Source organism: Rhizobium sp. 268, from assembly GCF_036571585.1.
Lineage (GTDB): Bacteria > Pseudomonadota > Alphaproteobacteria > Rhizobiales > Rhizobiaceae > Rhizobium > Rhizobium redzepovicii.
In genome coordinates this window covers 304,086-319,164 of record NZ_JAPPSO010000005.1, presented here as the reverse complement: position 1 = coordinate 319,164, position 15,079 = coordinate 304,086, and the positions used below count along the sequence as shown (strand labels likewise).

20 protein-coding genes are annotated in these 15,079 nt (G+C 61.4%); 10 read left to right on the top strand and 10 right to left on the bottom strand.

The features are described 5' to 3' along the window. Window positions 1-11 precede the first annotated feature (11 nt). Genes OS035_RS12420 through OS035_RS12410 form a run of 3 tightly spaced genes read left to right on the top strand, consistent with a single transcriptional unit; the run spans window position 12 to window position 2,183 of the window. Window positions 12-1,358: a multicopper oxidase family protein gene (locus tag OS035_RS12420; RefSeq protein WP_331813764.1), complete on the top strand. Its 1,347-nt coding sequence runs from the start codon at window positions 12-14 to the stop codon at window positions 1,356-1,358. A 34-nt stretch (window positions 1,359-1,392) separates the two neighbouring features. Next, window positions 1,393-1,881, top strand: a complete 489-nt coding sequence (locus OS035_RS12415; protein WP_331813763.1) for a cupredoxin domain-containing protein — start codon at window positions 1,393-1,395, stop codon at window positions 1,879-1,881. Between the two features lie 14 nt (window positions 1,882-1,895). Beyond that, window positions 1,896-2,183 carry a copper-binding protein gene (locus tag OS035_RS12410; protein ID WP_183854614.1) on the top strand — a complete coding sequence of 96 codons (288 nt, stop codon included), beginning with the start codon at window positions 1,896-1,898 and terminating at the stop codon, window positions 2,181-2,183. 188 nt (window positions 2,184-2,371) lie between these two features. Here OS035_RS12410 and OS035_RS12405 read toward each other — a convergent pair whose 3' ends face one another. The 4 genes from OS035_RS12405 to OS035_RS12390 form a co-directional block, all read right to left on the bottom strand. After that, window positions 2,372-2,740: a hypothetical protein gene (locus tag OS035_RS12405; protein WP_183777987.1), complete on the bottom strand. Its 369-nt coding sequence runs from the start codon at window positions 2,738-2,740 to the stop codon at window positions 2,372-2,374. Window positions 2,741-2,870: 130 nt separating this feature from the next. Further along, window positions 2,871-3,176 carry a hypothetical protein gene (locus OS035_RS12400; protein WP_310805601.1) on the bottom strand — a complete coding sequence of 102 codons (306 nt, stop codon included), beginning with the start codon at window positions 3,174-3,176 and terminating at the stop codon, window positions 2,871-2,873. A 235-nt stretch (window positions 3,177-3,411) separates the two neighbouring features. Further along, on the bottom strand, window positions 3,412-4,227 hold the full coding sequence (locus OS035_RS12395; RefSeq protein ID WP_331813762.1) for an endonuclease/exonuclease/phosphatase family protein: 816 nt from the start codon (window positions 4,225-4,227) through the stop codon (window positions 3,412-3,414). A gap of 180 nt (window positions 4,228-4,407) precedes the next feature. Beyond that, on the bottom strand, window positions 4,408-5,871 hold the full coding sequence (locus OS035_RS12390; protein ID WP_183778314.1) for a phospholipase D-like domain-containing protein: 1,464 nt from the start codon (window positions 5,869-5,871) through the stop codon (window positions 4,408-4,410). Window positions 5,872-6,032: 161 nt separating this feature from the next. On the opposite strand from OS035_RS12390, the gene OS035_RS12385 reads away from it, so the two are divergent. The 4 genes from OS035_RS12385 to OS035_RS12370 all read left to right on the top strand — a co-directional run bounded on the left by OS035_RS12385 (window position 6,033) and on the right by OS035_RS12370 (window position 7,579). After that, the gene (locus OS035_RS12385) at window positions 6,033-6,674 is read left to right on the top strand and encodes a UdgX family uracil-DNA binding protein (protein WP_246699260.1); all 642 of its coding nucleotides are present in this window, start codon (window positions 6,033-6,035) and stop codon (window positions 6,672-6,674) included. A gap of 142 nt (window positions 6,675-6,816) precedes the next feature. Further along, window positions 6,817-7,071: a DUF2934 domain-containing protein gene (locus OS035_RS12380; protein WP_003574663.1), complete on the top strand. Its 255-nt coding sequence runs from the start codon at window positions 6,817-6,819 to the stop codon at window positions 7,069-7,071. A gap of 140 nt (window positions 7,072-7,211) precedes the next feature. Continuing rightward, on the top strand, window positions 7,212-7,394 hold the full coding sequence (locus tag OS035_RS12375; protein WP_097625491.1) for a hypothetical protein: 183 nt from the start codon (window positions 7,212-7,214) through the stop codon (window positions 7,392-7,394). 11 nt (window positions 7,395-7,405) lie between these two features. After that, window positions 7,406-7,579, top strand: a complete 174-nt coding sequence (locus OS035_RS12370; RefSeq protein WP_310807858.1) for a hypothetical protein — start codon at window positions 7,406-7,408, stop codon at window positions 7,577-7,579. Between the two features lie 37 nt (window positions 7,580-7,616). On the opposite strand, the gene OS035_RS12365 is transcribed toward OS035_RS12370, so the two are convergent. After that, complete coding sequence (locus OS035_RS12365) at window positions 7,617-7,979, bottom strand: hypothetical protein (RefSeq protein ID WP_331813761.1); 363 nt, start codon at window positions 7,977-7,979, stop codon at window positions 7,617-7,619. A 156-nt stretch (window positions 7,980-8,135) separates the two neighbouring features. On the opposite strand from OS035_RS12365, the gene OS035_RS12360 reads away from it, so the two are divergent. From OS035_RS12360 to OS035_RS12350, 3 genes are read left to right on the top strand one after another with little or no spacing between them, the layout of a single operon-like run. Continuing rightward, on the top strand, window positions 8,136-8,450 hold the full coding sequence (locus tag OS035_RS12360; RefSeq protein ID WP_131711522.1) for a plasmid stabilization protein: 315 nt from the start codon (window positions 8,136-8,138) through the stop codon (window positions 8,448-8,450). Window positions 8,451-8,505: 55 nt separating this feature from the next. Next, on the top strand, window positions 8,506-8,796 hold the full coding sequence (locus tag OS035_RS12355) for a DUF3175 domain-containing protein (RefSeq protein ID WP_097625495.1): 291 nt from the start codon (window positions 8,506-8,508) through the stop codon (window positions 8,794-8,796). Between the two features lie 6 nt (window positions 8,797-8,802). Then, window positions 8,803-9,528 carry a glutathione S-transferase gene (locus OS035_RS12350; RefSeq protein ID WP_331813760.1) on the top strand — a complete coding sequence of 242 codons (726 nt, stop codon included), beginning with the start codon at window positions 8,803-8,805 and terminating at the stop codon, window positions 9,526-9,528. 12 nt (window positions 9,529-9,540) lie between these two features. Here the strand turns inward: OS035_RS12350 and ligD are convergent, their stop codons facing one another. The 5 genes from ligD to OS035_RS12325 form a co-directional block, all read right to left on the bottom strand. Then, complete coding sequence (gene ligD / locus OS035_RS12345) at window positions 9,541-10,419, bottom strand: non-homologous end-joining DNA ligase (protein ID WP_310807855.1); 879 nt, start codon at window positions 10,417-10,419, stop codon at window positions 9,541-9,543. Further along, the gene (locus tag OS035_RS12340) at window positions 10,416-11,420 is read right to left on the bottom strand and encodes a DNA topoisomerase IB (RefSeq protein WP_097625498.1); all 1,005 of its coding nucleotides are present in this window, start codon (window positions 11,418-11,420) and stop codon (window positions 10,416-10,418) included. The genes ligD and OS035_RS12340 overlap by 4 nt, the downstream gene beginning before the upstream one ends. A 15-nt stretch (window positions 11,421-11,435) precedes the next feature. Next, on the bottom strand, window positions 11,436-13,592 hold the full coding sequence (glgX, locus tag OS035_RS12335; protein WP_183777974.1) for a glycogen debranching protein GlgX: 2,157 nt from the start codon (window positions 13,590-13,592) through the stop codon (window positions 11,436-11,438). A gap of 102 nt (window positions 13,593-13,694) precedes the next feature. Next, window positions 13,695-14,489 carry an SDR family NAD(P)-dependent oxidoreductase gene (locus OS035_RS12330; RefSeq protein ID WP_183777972.1) on the bottom strand — a complete coding sequence of 265 codons (795 nt, stop codon included), beginning with the start codon at window positions 14,487-14,489 and terminating at the stop codon, window positions 13,695-13,697. A 179-nt stretch (window positions 14,490-14,668) separates the two neighbouring features. Beyond that, entirely contained in the window at window positions 14,669-15,079 is a 411-nt protein-coding gene (locus tag OS035_RS12325) for a hypothetical protein (protein ID WP_183778323.1), read from the bottom strand.

Below are 15,079 nucleotides of genomic sequence, written 5' to 3'. Positions count from 1 at the left end.
AGGATCCAACCATGTTCAACAGAAGACAACTGTTCGGAGCAAGCGCGGCCCTGCTGGCGGCTGGCGCCTGGACCAAGACCTCAGCCATGGGCCTCCCCGACGCTCCGACAATGGAATCGGCGGACATGCAGCCGCCGCTCCACCCGACCTCGGGCCCCGACTATCAGCCGGTCGTCACTCTCAACGGCTGGAGCCTGCCACACCGTCTGAACAACGGCGTCAAGGAATTCCACCTTGTCGCCGAACCGGTGGAGCGTGAGATGGCCGACGGCATGACCGCGTACCTGTGGGGTTACAACGGCCAGTCACCCGGACCGACGATCGAAGCGGTCGAAGGCGACCGCGTGCGCATCTTCGTTACCAACAAGCTGCCGGAACACACCACCATCCATTGGCATGGAATGATCCTGCCATCGGGAATGGACGGCGTCGGCGGACTGACGCAGCCGCACATCCCCGTCGGCAAGACTTACGTCTACGAGTTCGACCTCGTGAAATCCGGCACCTTCATGTACCACCCACATTCCGACGAGATGGTGCAAATGGCGATGGGCATGATGGGCTTCTTCGTCGTCCATCCGAAAGATCCGAAGGTCATGCGCGTCGACCGCGACTTCGTCTTCCTGCTCAACGCCTATGACATCGATCCCGGCTCCTATGTGCCACGCATCATGGAGATGACCGACTTCAACATGTGGTGCTGGAACAGCCGGGTGTTTCCCGACATCAGCCCGCTGGTCGTCTCGAAGAATGACAGGGTGCGTGTGCGCGTCGGCAACCTGACGATGACCAACCATCCCATCCACATGCATGGTTACGACTTTGAGGTAACCTGCACGGATGGCGGCTGGGTGCGTCCGGAGGCTCGCTGGCCGGAGGTCAGCATCGACATCCCGGTCGGGGCGATGCGCGCCTATGAGTTCGATGCCAAATACCTCGGGGACTGGGCGATCCATTGCCACAAGTCGCATCATACGATGAACGCGATGGGGCACGATATCCCGACCTTCATCGGCGCCGATAAGTCGAAGGTAGCCGAGAAGATCAGGAAGCTGCAGCCGGAATACATGCCCATGGGCACCAAAGGGATGGCCGACATGGGCGAGATGGAAATGCCCATCCCCGAAAACACCGTTCCCATGATGACAGGCTGGGGGCCGCACGGACCCATCGAGATGGGCGGCATGTTCTCGGTGGTGAAAGTCCGCGAGGGCATCTCTGCGGACGACTACGCCGATCCGGGCTGGTACGAAAACCCGCCTGGGACGCAGGCCTGGGAGTGGACCGGCGAACTGCCGGACGCGACCAAGGCCAAAGACGCGAAAACACAAATCACACCGCAGCCGACAAAGGGCTGAGGCTCAATCCCCCACGTCCAGAAAGGATATATGCATGAAGAACTTTGTACTGGCTTTGGCGTTCGCCGCCTTGGCAAGCTCGGCTTTCGCCTCCGGCAATCACGCCGGCGGCCATGGTGAGAAAATGACCGTCGGCGAGCCTGGCGACAAGGCCAAGGCGACGCAGACGATCCGCGTCACGATGACGGAAACCGACGACGGCAAGATGCTGTTCACCCCGGCGGTCTTCTCCGTCCGCAAGGGCCAGACGGTCAAGATCGCGATCAAGAACGCCGGGACGGTCGACCACGAGTTCGTGCTCGATCAGGAAGACAAGATCCTGGAGCACAAGAAGGTCATGGAGAAGTTCCCCGAAATGGAACATGCCGACGCCAATTCCATTCGCCTCCCGGCCGGTCAATCCGGCGAAATCGCCTGGAAGTTCACCTCCGACGGCGCGTTCAAATTCGCTTGCCTGATCCCCGGCCATTATGAGGCCGGCATGCACGGCGACGTCACCGTCGCTGGGAAGTACCCTCAATAGCAGGAGCCATGAAGATGAAATCCGCAATGATCAAAATCGGGCTGGCCGCCCTGCTCTCAGGTACCGCAGCCTTCGGTGCGTTCGCTGAGGAATTTACGAAGGGCGTCGTCAACAAGGTCGACGCCAAGGCGCAGAAAGTGACCATCAAGCATGAAGAGCTGAAGAATCTCGACATGCCTGCAATGACGATGGTCTTCCGGGTCGAAGACCCGGCTCTGCTCGAAAAGCTGAAGGAAGGTTCAAGCATCGAGTTCATCGCCGAACGCGTGAATGGCAAGCTGACCGTCACCGACGTAAAATAGTGAGCGGCTGCCGCCCGGATCGAGCCGGGCGGCAGCACATCGAGGAGTGGAGACTATGCGAGAAGCTTCATCGCAATGGCCGCCGCCGCCCCTGCGTTCCCTGACGGAAGGATGCTCGCCGCCATTCACAGAGGTCCGCCCTCCGAAGGGCTGAGGCCTCGATCGATAGACCCATGTCATGCTGCCGCTCAGGAAACCGGAGCGTTGCAGAGTGCTGCCCAGAGATCGTGCTTCCAGTCGGCCCCCATCCGCGCCGACAGGTCGACCGCGTAGTCGGCGGAGTTGATCCGCACCATGGCGGGCGAACCGCAGCGGACACTTACCTCGTGTCTTCCTCTGTCGCGATAGAGCACCGTCCCGCCACCATCGGATTCCGAAAGCATGATGACGACGTCGAAATCGAAGGCCGGATTGCGGGCGGGCCTGCCCTCCGCCAGACTGAGGCTCACCGACCGGCTACTGCCGAACGAAGCTGTATGGAAAACTGAAAGCTCTGACGCCGCTGACAGCGATGCGGACTGCGAGCAAAGGATCAAAGTCAGAAGGACTCGGCGCATTTACCCCTCCCGCGGTCAATGCGCCTGGATCGTATCATATCCTGTGAAGCCCCGCGAGCATTCACGGACCTCCGCCGCAGATCCGCAGGGTTGATTAAGGCCGCCAGAACGCCTGCATCTCCGTAGCTATTCAGCCAAAACGCGCGCTGATGAAATTGAAGATAGCCCCGAGCAATGCGCCCGTGTAGCCGCCGAAGATCACGCTTTGAACAGTTCCTAAAGCCAAGCTCCTAACCTCGAATCCCGTAAGACCCAGGAAGAACTGCAGCCATGGTTTGTGGAGGCCCCATTCGGGCGCGACGAAGCCAAGAAGCATGCAAAGCAGGAACGAAACGGCGGCAAAAACGGCCACTGTCGCGCCGAGAACTGGAACGGAAACTTGCGCTGGCGTCACAGTGGACGCATCGGAGCGGCTCTGGAAAGCTGTGTTCGCCATCATGGTTCTCCTTCGGAGTTGTTGATACCGCATGAACACACGACGACGCTAAGCCCGGTCTCCGGCGAAGTCGTTGATCCACGTCAAAAACGACGCGGGTTGTGAAGGGGAATGGCAACTATGCCGGGTTGCGGCGAGACAGTCTGTTCACGGCCGTTGGCCGAGAGCGCCTGCAGCTTCAGCCTTGCGTTCGTATAATTCACCAGCACACCAAGATTCGCGGCATTGAAAAGTCCTAGCCGCCGACCGTCTTCAAATCGACAAGCGCCTTGATCGGCAGATGATCCGAGGCGATGCGGGCAAGCGGCGTATCGTGCGCCTCCACCTCCGAAATGATCCCCTTGCGGTTGGCGATGATGCGGTCGAGGGCGAGGAGCGGCAGGCCGGCGGGGAAGCTGGGGACGGCGGGGGGCAGCGGGCCGAAGGCGGATTGGAAGGTGTTGAGCGAGGAGCGGTCGCCGAGCCGCCATTCGTTGAGATCGCCGAGCAGGATGGTCGGCATCTCCCGTCTGTCGTTGACAAGTTCGACCAGCATGCGGGCCTGCTGGGCTCTGTTGTGGCGCAGCAGGCCGAAATGCGCGGCGATGATGCGCAGCACGCCGCCCTGCTCCAGCTCGATCTCGGCCACCAGCGCGCCGCGCGGCTCCAGCCCCGGCAGCTTGACCTGGTGCACGTCGTGCACCATCCCCTTCTTGAAGAGCACGACATTGCCGTGCCAGCCATGCGCCTTGGCCATGCCGGCGACCGGCACCGGGATCAGCCCCGTCTCGCGCTCCAGCCGGCCGAGATCGAGAATGCCGGTGCGTTCGCCGAAACGCGTATCGGCCTCCTGCAGCGCGATCACATCGGCGCCGATTTCATGGATCACCCGGCTGGTGCGCTCCGGATCGAAGCGGCGATCGGTGCCGACGCATTTGTGCACGTTGTAGGAGGCGATCAGCGTTCCCACGCTGCGCGGCCGTGTTTCCGTATAGGCCGGGTCGAGCCGCTTCTTCCTGCTCCGGATCGAGGCGAGAATGCTGGAGGGAAGATTGTCTTTCTTGGCGTGCATCGGAAGGCGCGATCGTTCCGTTGATCAAAAGGCTTCTCTCGGCAGTATAGGAGGGCAAGCGGAACTTGCCATGTCAAACGCCAAAAAAACGCGCGTCGCATCGACATGCAATGCGCCGGATTTTTTTGTTTTTTGCATGTCGTCCTCCCAAAACCGCTGCACACTTTTGGGCGATATGCATTAGAGATAGGGCGAACCCAGCCACAACACCTTTTCGAGCAGCCGCACCGGGAAGGGCCGCGCCCGCAAACCGTCGAGCGTCACCGGCGTCGCCGATTTCAGGGTTTCCTCGATATGCTCGTCGATCTCGCCGGCAAAACCTTCGTTCAGCACTTCGAGATCGACCTCGAAATTCAGCCTGAGCGAGCGCGGGTCGAGATTGGAAGAGCCGACATAGGCCCAGGTGCCGTCGATCGTCAGCAGCTTCGAATGGCTGAAGCTGCCGGTCGAGCGCCAGATGCGGCAGTAACCCTTGAGGATCTGGTCGAATTGCGCCGTCATCGCCCGGTCGACCAGCACGAGATTGTTGACCGCGGGAACGACGATATCGACTTCGACGCCGCGGCGGGCCGCCGTCACCAGGGCGCTGATCAATTCGCGGTCCGGCAGGAAATAGGGCGACATGATGCGGATCGATTGGCGCGCCACGGAAAAGGCGCCCATCAGCATCTTGTGATTGGTCTCGACGCTGCGGTCCGGCCCGGAGGCGACGATGCGCATCAGGATGGGATCACCGGGGCTGCGCTGCGGCGGTTCGATGCGCCAGGCCTCCCCATTCAACAGCTCCTGCGTGGAGAAGCGCCAATCCTCGGCAGCAAGGTCGAACAGATCGGCGACAACAGGGCCCGTGACGCTGAAATGGGTGTCGTGAGCAAAGCTCTCGCCGGTCGCCTCCTCGCTGAAACCGGCGCGGATGTTCATGCCACCCGTCAGCGCAATCTTCCCGTCGACGATCAAAATCTTGCGGTGGGTGCGCAAATTGGCATAGGGCAGCCGCAAGCCCATGATGACATTGCCGTTGAAGACGGCGACGGTGACGCCCCCATCCCGGAGATGGCCGAGAATGCTCGGCACCGAATAACGCGCGCCGACCGCGTCGATCAGCACCCGCACAGCCACGCCGCGCTTGGCCGCCGCAATCAGCGCATCGGCGATGCGAAGGCCGATCGCGTCGCGGTCGAAAATATAGGTTTCGAGCAGGATGCTGCGCGCCGCCTCGTCGATGCTCGATTTCATCGCCGCATAGGCCTCGTCGCCGGTCTCCAGCACGTCGATCGTATTGCCCGAGGTCAGCGGATTGCGCGTCACCCGGTCGCCGAGCGTCTGCAGCGCCGCAAAGCGGCGGCCGAACTGGCTGATCACCGTCTCGGCATCGGCGTCGAACGTTTCCAGCTCGTCGATCTCGGCCGCCGGCAGCAGCGCGTCGCGGCGGATGCTCAGCGATTTGCGCCGGATGCGGTTGATGCCGGCAATCGCATAGAGCATCGCACCAATGATCGGAGACAGGATGATGACGCCGACCCAGCCGATCGCCGCACGCACCTCCTCCTTGGTCATGGCGGCATGGATCGCCGCCGCGGCCCCCATGGCGATCGATACGACAAAGAGGATATGCGGCCAGTAGGTCGACAGGAGATAGAACATCGCTGGCCAATATAGCCGCGAAACGGCAGCGTTCAATCGCGCCTGCTCTCTCCCATGACGCGAAATTTCTCGCCGTGATCATTTTGCCGGCTCGCCACCCGTTTCGCCGCGGGAACAATCCCGGCGCCCGACGATTGATCCGCAGAGATGAGGATCGCATCATGGACATCGTTGCAAACGTCGGGCCGGCCCTGGCGCTCGACGTCGCGGAGGCGGAAAGCATCGCCGAACTGCGGCATCAGGCCGAAGGCTGCAGCCGCTGTGATCTCTATAGGAATGCCACGCAGATCGTCTTCGGCGAAGGGCCCGGAAAAGCTGAGATTGTCCTTGTCGGCGAACAGCCGGGCGATCAGGAGGATGTGGCCGGCCGGCCGTTTGTCGGTCCCGCCGGCCGGTTGCTCGATCGCTGCCTTGAGGAGGCCGGCCTCGACCGACGGCGCTGTTATGTCACCAATGCCGTCAAGCACTTCAAGTTCACGCAACGGGGCAAACGGCGGCTGCACGCCAAACCCAATGCCGGCGAGATCAAGCGTTGCGCCTGGTGGCTCGGCGCCGAGATCGACATCCTCAAGCCGAAACTCGTCGTCACCCTCGGCGCAAGCGCGCTTTATGCGCTGCTCGGACCAAAGGCGAAGCTGACGCCGGAGCGCGGTCATATCCTGCAGCCGGCAAACCATCCGCCTGTCCTCGTCACCATCCACCCCTCTTATCTCCTGCGCATCCGCGACGAGGTGGAGCAGCAGCGGCTGCGCCTGGATTTCGTATCAGATCTGCACAAGGCGGCCGAGTTTCGGCTCCGATGAATGCCGATTCTCAACCCTGATATGCTGCAATGCGAAATATTTGCGGTTGCAGCACGATTTCTCTTGAAAGAGGTCCCCTCCTCTGGAACCATCCAGGCAGTATCGCGTTCGAACGACGGCATCATGTGACTGGAGATCAGCGATGGCAGAAACTCGGGACGAGTGGATCAAAAAACGTGCATACGCTCTCTGGGAAGAAGAGGGCTATCCGACAGGGCGAGAATCCATCCATTGGGAACAGGCACGGCACGAGCGCGAAGCGCTCGAGGGCTCCGCTGCCTCTTCCGACGGTAAGGAAGTCAAGCCCAAGGCGAAGCGCAGCGTCGCCGGCAGCAAGACGAACGGCGTCGTCACACCGGCGCCGAAACGGACGGCGAGCCGCAAGACGGCGCTCTGATTACCGAAATACCGAGCAACCAAATTAAAAAAGGGCGTCGTCGCGGCGCCCTTTGATGCTGTTTGTCATAAGCTTGAATTAGTTGTGCGTTATCGAATTCCCGGAGGACGGGCTTCCATGCGGGGGTGAACAGAGGCCGGATGACGCTGCAAGCTTTGAGCCTTCCTGAAAAAGTTGAGCCCTCGCCCGACAACCGGGAACAAGAATATACGCTGGGTGTTTATGGCAAAACCGGGGAAGTTGCCATGAACGACGGCCGTTCCACTATCCTTTCCGTCCCGCTTGTCGCAGCCGGCAGCCGCGCTTCGATCGCGATCGTCTAGGGGTGATGGAAATGTCGCTCCTCGTCATCGCCGCACTACTCTATCTCGGGCTCGCGCTGGGTTTCATCCTTGTCGTCGATAATCTCGTCGGGCTGGTTTTCCGCGATCCGCGCGCGTCGGTGCAGCCGCCCTTCTTCAATATCGGCCGCGCCTTCGCCGCAACGCAAAAGCTCCATCGGAAATAGCAGCGCGGCGCCCTCGAGCGCCGCCTGTCGCCTAACCTTAACCAATACCGGCGCCGTCCAATTCGGGAAATTTGCGCATCAGATCGTCTTCGCTGATGCAGCTGTCGTCACGCGCCGTCAGTTCGATCGAAATTGCGGCGACGGGATCGAGGCGACCTTTGTCGTGATGGTTGACACCATCGTGATAGACGGGGATGCGCGCGCCGCCCTGGCTGACCAGCACGGCATCTCGTTCGAAACCTCTTTGCAGCAGCCAGTCCCGCGGCGCCATCAGGCGGATATCGATTTCGTAGGACTGCCCTTTCCCTTGCCTGAGGCTCACCGTATAGGTCACCGGCGACACCTGGCCATTGACGTCGATCGCGCCGTTTCCATCAGCTTTGACGCTGTAGTTTTCCATTGCTCTCGGCTCCTTCCTACGTGGCTCATGCAAGACTGTCTGATCGAAATCCGGGCGGAAGCGCTTTTTGTTCCGAAATCCGGGTCGGTGATCCCAAGGCCGGAACTTTCGGCCTCGGCACCAGTTTGACCCCTTTGCATATCAAAGGAGGCGACGATGCCGAAAGGTGACAAATCCGACTATACCGACAAGCAGAAGCGCAAGGCCGAGCATATCGAGGAGGGCTACGAGGATCGCGGCGTTTCCGAGAAGGAGGCGGAACGGCGTGCCTGGGCGACGGTCAACAAGGAAAGCGGCGGCGGCAATAAGTCAGGTTCCGGCCGCGGCAAGAAGGATACGCATGTCTCCTCTGAAAAGGGCGGCCGCATAGGCGGCGCTGCATCCGCCGCACGCTCGAAGGAGGAACGGTCCGCTTCGGCGAAGAAGGCGGCCGCGACGCGCAAGCGCCATGAGCACCACAGCCACCACTAAAAATATGCGACGGCGGCGATCTGCCGGCGGCCGCATCCGGCAAAGGATTTCAGAGATGGCCAAATCGAAGAAGAAATGGTCGCAGGATGTCACCGAACACAGCGACGCGATGGACCTGAAGGAAGGCGTGTTCAAATCGGACGATCCAAAAAAGATCGCCCGCTCGGTCAAGCACTCGGCCGAGGAGAGCCATCGCCGCAAGTCGAGTCCGTTCCGCACCGCCATGTCCATGCTGACCTTCTACATCAACCGCGCCGGCGACCAGCTGACGAAAAAGCGGCGCGGCACTCTTGAAAAGGCCAAGGACGAATTGCGAAAAGACTTCGGTCGTCAACCGAAGGGATGATCAGCCATGGCATACGAGCTTTATTATTGGGACGGCCTTCAAGGCCGCGGCGAATTCGTGCGGTTGGCGCTTGAAGAGGCCGGCGCCGATTATGTCGATATCACTCGCGGGCCCGGTCGCGGTACGGATGCCATGTTCGCCCTCATGAAGAGCGACAGCGAACCGCATATACCCTTCGCCCCGCCTTTCCTGAAGGACGCCGACCTCATTATCCCGCATGTCGCCAACATCCTGTTTTATCTCGGCCCGAAGCTCGGCCTTGCGCCTGAAGATGAAGGCCTTCGCCATGTCGCCAACGGCCTGCAGCTGACCGTCACCGATTTCGTCGCCGAAGTGCATGATACGCATCACCCGATCGACACATCGCTTTATTACGAGGAACAGAAGCCGGAAGCGAAAGCCCGCTCCGCCGCCTTCATCCGTGATCGCATTCCGAAATTCCTTGGTTATTTCGAGCGTGTGCTGCGGCAGAATCCTGCAGGTCCCGATCATATCGTCGGAAATGCGCTAACCTATGTCGATCTATCGCTTTTTCAGGTGATCGAAGGCCTCACCTACGCTTTTCCGAAAGCCATGGCGAAGCGCAAGGCGGAATATCCCGCGCTGCTTGCGCTGCATGATCGGGTGGCGAAGCGCTCGAACATTGCCCGATATCTTGCTTCTCCACGCCGCCTCGCCTTCAACGAAGACGGGATTTTCCGGCATTATCCCGAACTCGACAGCGCCGGATGAGCGGAGAGACATTCATTCGAGCGGTGCGGCCGCATCGAAGAAATCGCGCCACGGGTCGCTCGGACGGGTCGCCAACCGCTGCGGTACATTGGCGAGGGTGAAGGCGGCCGGGCCGCTGACCTCGTTCAATTCGGTCCAATCGATCGGCATCGAAACCGGAGCCCCCGGCCGCGCCCGCGTCGAATAGGCGGCGACTGCCGTATTGCCGCGGCCGTTGCGGAGATAATCGATATAGATATGGCCGCCGCGTTTGGCCTTCGTCGCGGTTGAGAGGTATTTTTCCGGGGCATCGGCCGACATGCTTTCGGCAAGAGAATGGGCGAAATCCTTCACCGCGGCCCAGCCGGCCTTCCGCGCAAGCGGCGCCACCACATGCAGCCCCTTGCCGCCCGAGGTCTTGACGAAAGCGGCAAGGTCGCGGGCTTCCAGCCGCGCCTTGACGTCAAGCGCGGCCGAAATCACCGCGCTCCAGGCCACGTCCTCGCCGGGATCAAGGTCCATGGTGATCATATCCGGTCTTTCCCAATTTTCGGTCGTCGTGCCCCAGGGATGAATTTCGAGCACAGCCGATTGCACCAGCGCTGTCAGACCTTCGAAATCGACAATCCGCAGCAGCTTTTCGCCGTCTATTTCCTCAGGATCGGCGACCTCCTCGATATGAGGATTCATGCCCTTCCACGCATGTTTCTGGAAAAACCGCTGGTGACCCTTGATCCCATCCGGCAACCGCAGCAGCGCCAGAGGCCGATTGACGAGATACGGCGCCATGAACGGCCAAACCGCCGCGTAGTAATCCGCGAGCGCCTGCTTGCTCACGCCCTCGTCCGGCCAGTAGAGCCGGTCGGGATGGGTCAGGACGACGTCCGATGCGGGCGGATTTTTCAGGCTCATTCCTCGGTCTCGCGTGTGAGGAAATCAAGTAGCCTGTTTTCCTCGGCCCGCAAGCCCCGCAGTGGTTCGGCGCTCTCGATCAGCGGATGATCGTTGCCGGCAAGCGCAATGATTGCCGGATGGATATAGCTTGAGCGCGAAATTGCGGGTGTGTTGTGCAGCGCCTCGGCAGCAGCCTCAGACATCTGCTTCACCGTCGGCCGGCCGCCGCCGACAATCGTCTCGCGCGCCGCGCCGAAGGCGGCCAGCGACCCGGCCCAGGTGCGGAAGGTCTTCGCCGAGATGGGAATACCCGATATCTCGGCCAGATAGGCGTTCAACCGGCCGGAATCGATCGGCTTCAGCGCGCCGCTTTCATCCTTCCAGACGAAAAGTTGGCGGCCGGGCAGGTCGGCGATCTCCTCCAGGATTTTCTGCAGCCTCGGATGTTTGAGGCTGCGCTGGACGCGCTTGCCGCCCTTGGCGCGGAATTTCAGCTCGATCTGCCCGTCGACGATCTTCAGATGGCGCTTCAGCAGCGTCGTTGCACCATAGGTGCCGTTCTCCCGGACATAGGCCTGGTTGCCGACGCGCAGGTGCGCCTCGTCGAGCAGCGTCGTCAGCGCCGCAAGCACGCCGTCGATATCCTCCGCGCCGGTGTCGAGATGGCGCAGCACGGTGCGGCGTATCCTCGGCAGCGCCCGGCCGAACTCGATCAGCTGATGGAATTTTCCCGCGCTTCGGAAGGACTGCCAGTCCTTGTGATAACGGTATTGCTTGCGCCCACGCGCATCGATGCCGGTCGCCTGCAGATGGCCGTTGTCGTAGAGGCAGATCCAAACATTCTCGTAGGCCGGCGGCAACCCGAGCGCGCCGATGCGCGCCCGCTGCAATTCATCGGCAAGCGTCGTGCCGTCGGGCATGACATAGCTGAAGCCCTTGCCTTTCCTTCGCCTGCGGATGCCTGGTTCGGCGTCGCTGACATAAACGAGACCAAGTTCGGTGATGGCTTCGGCATTCATCTTTTCAGCGACCCGCTACTTGCTCCTGCGCCCGAACTGGAACCATCGGCGGCGCTGGGCCTTGGTCGCGCCCTCCGGCGGCTGGGTCTGGCCTGTCGGCGCAAAGACCGCGACGCTCTGGGCATAGACGATGACCGGGTTATCCTGCTCATGCACCGCAAAGGCATCGGTCTCCGCCCCCGTATCGAGAATCCGCGACCAATGCTGCAGCCCGTTCACCTCGGGCAGGTGGATCTGACAGTCGCCACCGGCGTTGAAGACGAGGAAAAGGTCGTCCATCGTCTCGGTATCGGGAGCATGCACGCTTCTTGAGAGATAGACGCCGAGCACCTGCAATCCATCGTCGTTCCAGGCCCCGTCATCCATGAAGCTGCCGTCCGGCTTGTACCAGGCGATCTCGATACGGCCGTCCTCACTTGTCTCCCCGGTCAGGAACCGCTCCTGGCGCAGCACCGGATGCGCCTTCCGGAAGGCGACAGCCTGGCGGCAGAAATCGAGGAAGGGATCGTCGAGCCCATCCCAGCCCGTCCAGCCGATTTCATTGTCCTGGCAATAGGCGTTGTTGTTGCCGCCCTGGCTGTTGCCGAGTTCGTCGCCGGCCAGGATCATCGGCACGCCCTGGGAGAGCATCAGAGTCGCGATCATGTTGCGCCGGCGCCGCGCCCGGGCGGCATTGATGTCGGCATTATCGGTCGCGCCCTCGGCGCCCATATTGTCGGAATGATTGTCCGAATGGCCGTCGCGGTTGTCCTCGCCGTTCGCCTCATTGTGCTTGCCGTCGAAGGAAACCGTATCCATCAGGGTGAAGCCGTCATGGGCCGACAGAAGGTTGACCGAGGAGGTGGCGCCCCGGTCCGAATGGTTGAACTGCGGCGCCGAGCCGGTGACGCGGGCCGCCACCTCCGACACCATGCCGCCATCGCCCTTCCAGAAACGGCGCACATCGTCGCGGAACTTGTCGTTCCATTCGCGGAAGGGATGCGGGAAACCGCCCACCTGATAACCGCCCTCGCCGATATCCCAGGGTTCAGCGATCAGCTTGACGCCGGAGAGGATCGGATCCTGCCGGATGGCGCCGAAGAAGCCGCCCTGGCGGTCGAATTCCAGATCCTGCCGTCCGAGTGTGCTGGCGAGATCGAAGCGGAAGCCGTCGATATGCATGACTCCAACCCAGTAGCGCAGGCTGTCGAGCACCATGCGCATCACCATCGGATGGGCGACATTCAGCGTATTGCCGGTGCCCGTCGTATCGAAGGTGTGGCGGGGATCGTCGGGCGAGAGGATGTAATAGCTGGCATTGTCGAGGCCGCGGAAGGAGAGCGTCGGCCCTTTCTCGCTGCCCTCGGCGGTGTGGTTGTAGACCACATCCATGATCACCTCGATGCCGGCGGCATGGAACTTCCGCACCATGGTCTTGATCTCGGTGATCTTGTCGCCGGACATGTAGCGCGATTGCGGCGCGAAGAAGCCGAGCGTCTGGTAGCCCCAATAATTGCTGAGATTCTGTTCCAGGAGATAACGATCGTCGAGGAAATACTGGATCGGCAAAAGCTCGATCGCCGAGATGCCGAGCTTGACGAGGTGATCGATGATCGGATCGCTGCACATGCCGAGAAAGGTGCCGCGCAACCGGTCCGGCACCTTCGGATGGGTCATCGTCAGGCCGCGCACATGCGCCTCGTAGATGATGGTGTCGGGCCAGGGGCGGCGGATCGCCTCTTCACCCGCCCAGTCGAAATCCGGATCCTGCACCACGCCCTTGACCATGAAGGGCGCGCTGTCGCGCTCGTCGAAGGACAGGTCGTCTTCGCCGATCTGATAGCCGAACAGGGCGTCGTCCCATTTCAGGTCGCCCGTCACCTGTTTTGCATAGGGATCGAGCAGAAGCTTGTTCGCATTGAAACGGTGGCCGGCGCCCGGGTCGTAAGGACCATGGGCGCGATAACCATAAACGGTGCCCGGCCCGACTCCGGCGATATAGCCCGACCAGATGTCGCCCTCGCGTTTCGGCAGCGGCATCCGCGCGATCTCGTTTTTTCCGTCGGGTGAAAAGAGGCAGAGCTCTATCTGTTCGGCATGCGCCGAGAAGATGGCGAAGTGAGTGCCGGAACCCGTATACTCCGCGCCGAGTTCCGGCTTGAGGAAGTCGAGTTCCGAAAATGAAAAGCTCATGATGCCCCGCTCAATGAAAAGACCAAGCGGGAAACGTCACGGTGGTTCGAAAGTTCCCTCGTCCAAGGGAAAAGGGCAGATGCCGCGCGCCGGAAGAAGGTCCTACGGCATCAGCTGGCCGCCGTTGACCTCGATGATCTGGCCGGTGATGTAGCCGGACAACGTCGGCGAAGCGAGGAAGAGATAGGCGCCGACGCAATCCTCCGATGTGCCGACGAAACCCATCGGGATCGATTTGCGCTGCAGCTCCATCTGCTCGTCATTGGTATAACGCTCGTGGAAGGGCGTGGCGATGACACCGGGCGCCACCGCGTTGACCCGGATCCTGTCGGCGACAAATTCCTTGGCATGGCCGCGGGTGATCGTCGAGACGAAGCCCTTCGATGCCGCATAAAGGATCGCCCCGTTGCCGCCGCCATTGCGGGCGGCAATCGAAGTGGTGTTGATGATGAAGCCGCCCTGCTTCTTCAGCCAGGGATGGGCCGCGCGCGTTGCCGCCAGCACCGAGCGGGCGTTGAGATCCATGACCGCGGCATAATGCGCATCGGTATATTCCGACGTCGGCTTGCGCCCCAGCATGCCTCCGGCATTGTTGATGAGCCCGTCGAGATGGCCGAAGGTCTTCGCCGTCTCCTCGACGACGCGCTCGGTTTCGCCTTCCCGCGATACGTCGCCCTGGATTAGATGCACGATACCGCCGGCAGCCCTGATCTCCTCGGCAAGTGCCTCCGCCGGCTCGCGGCTGGCATTGTAATGCACGCCGACCTTGGCGCTCTGCGCCGCAAAAGCGCGAGCAAGCGCCGCCCCGATGCCGGTCGAGGCGCCGGTGATCAGCACGGCCTTGCCGGCGAGATCCGGGAGTTTGATCGATGCGAGCGATTGGGCAAGTTCTACCATGGCTAAGACAGCCTCCCGAAAAACCAAGGACATAGGTGATGAAACAGATTGGGGAAGTCTATCAGCCGATATCGGCGAAGGGCAATGCACGAAAGCGGGAGATTAACATCGTTGCGCAATGCCCTGTTCGGACCAAGGCCGGCTTCTCGCGCTAAATACACGCCGCAGGCCGCAAAATTCTAGTCGCAGGTATCCGCGATCTTCTTCAGTTCGACGGCTGGCTCCAGAGTGACGTCGTCCTTCTTTCCGACGAAGCGGTAGGTCCCGCGCCACAAGCCGTCCGCAGCTTCCGAAATGCGCAGCCGGTGATCGCCGTCCTTGCAGCTCGCGTCATAGGCCAAGTCACCCATGTCGGTGAAATCCAGCTTGCATTTGGCGGCCTGCGCTTTGGGCAGCACCGGGTTCATGTGGCTCTTCACGGCCGTCTTGTCGTAGCAGATCTGGAAGACCTGCTCATCGTTCTTCAGTTCGGGCGTGGGAACCGGCGTGAAGATCCTGACCCGCCAAAGTCCGGTAGGCAGGCCGCCCTCCTCTGCGAGAGCCGCGGCCGGGGTCAGGACGAATGCGGCGGCGAGAACACAGCGTATCAT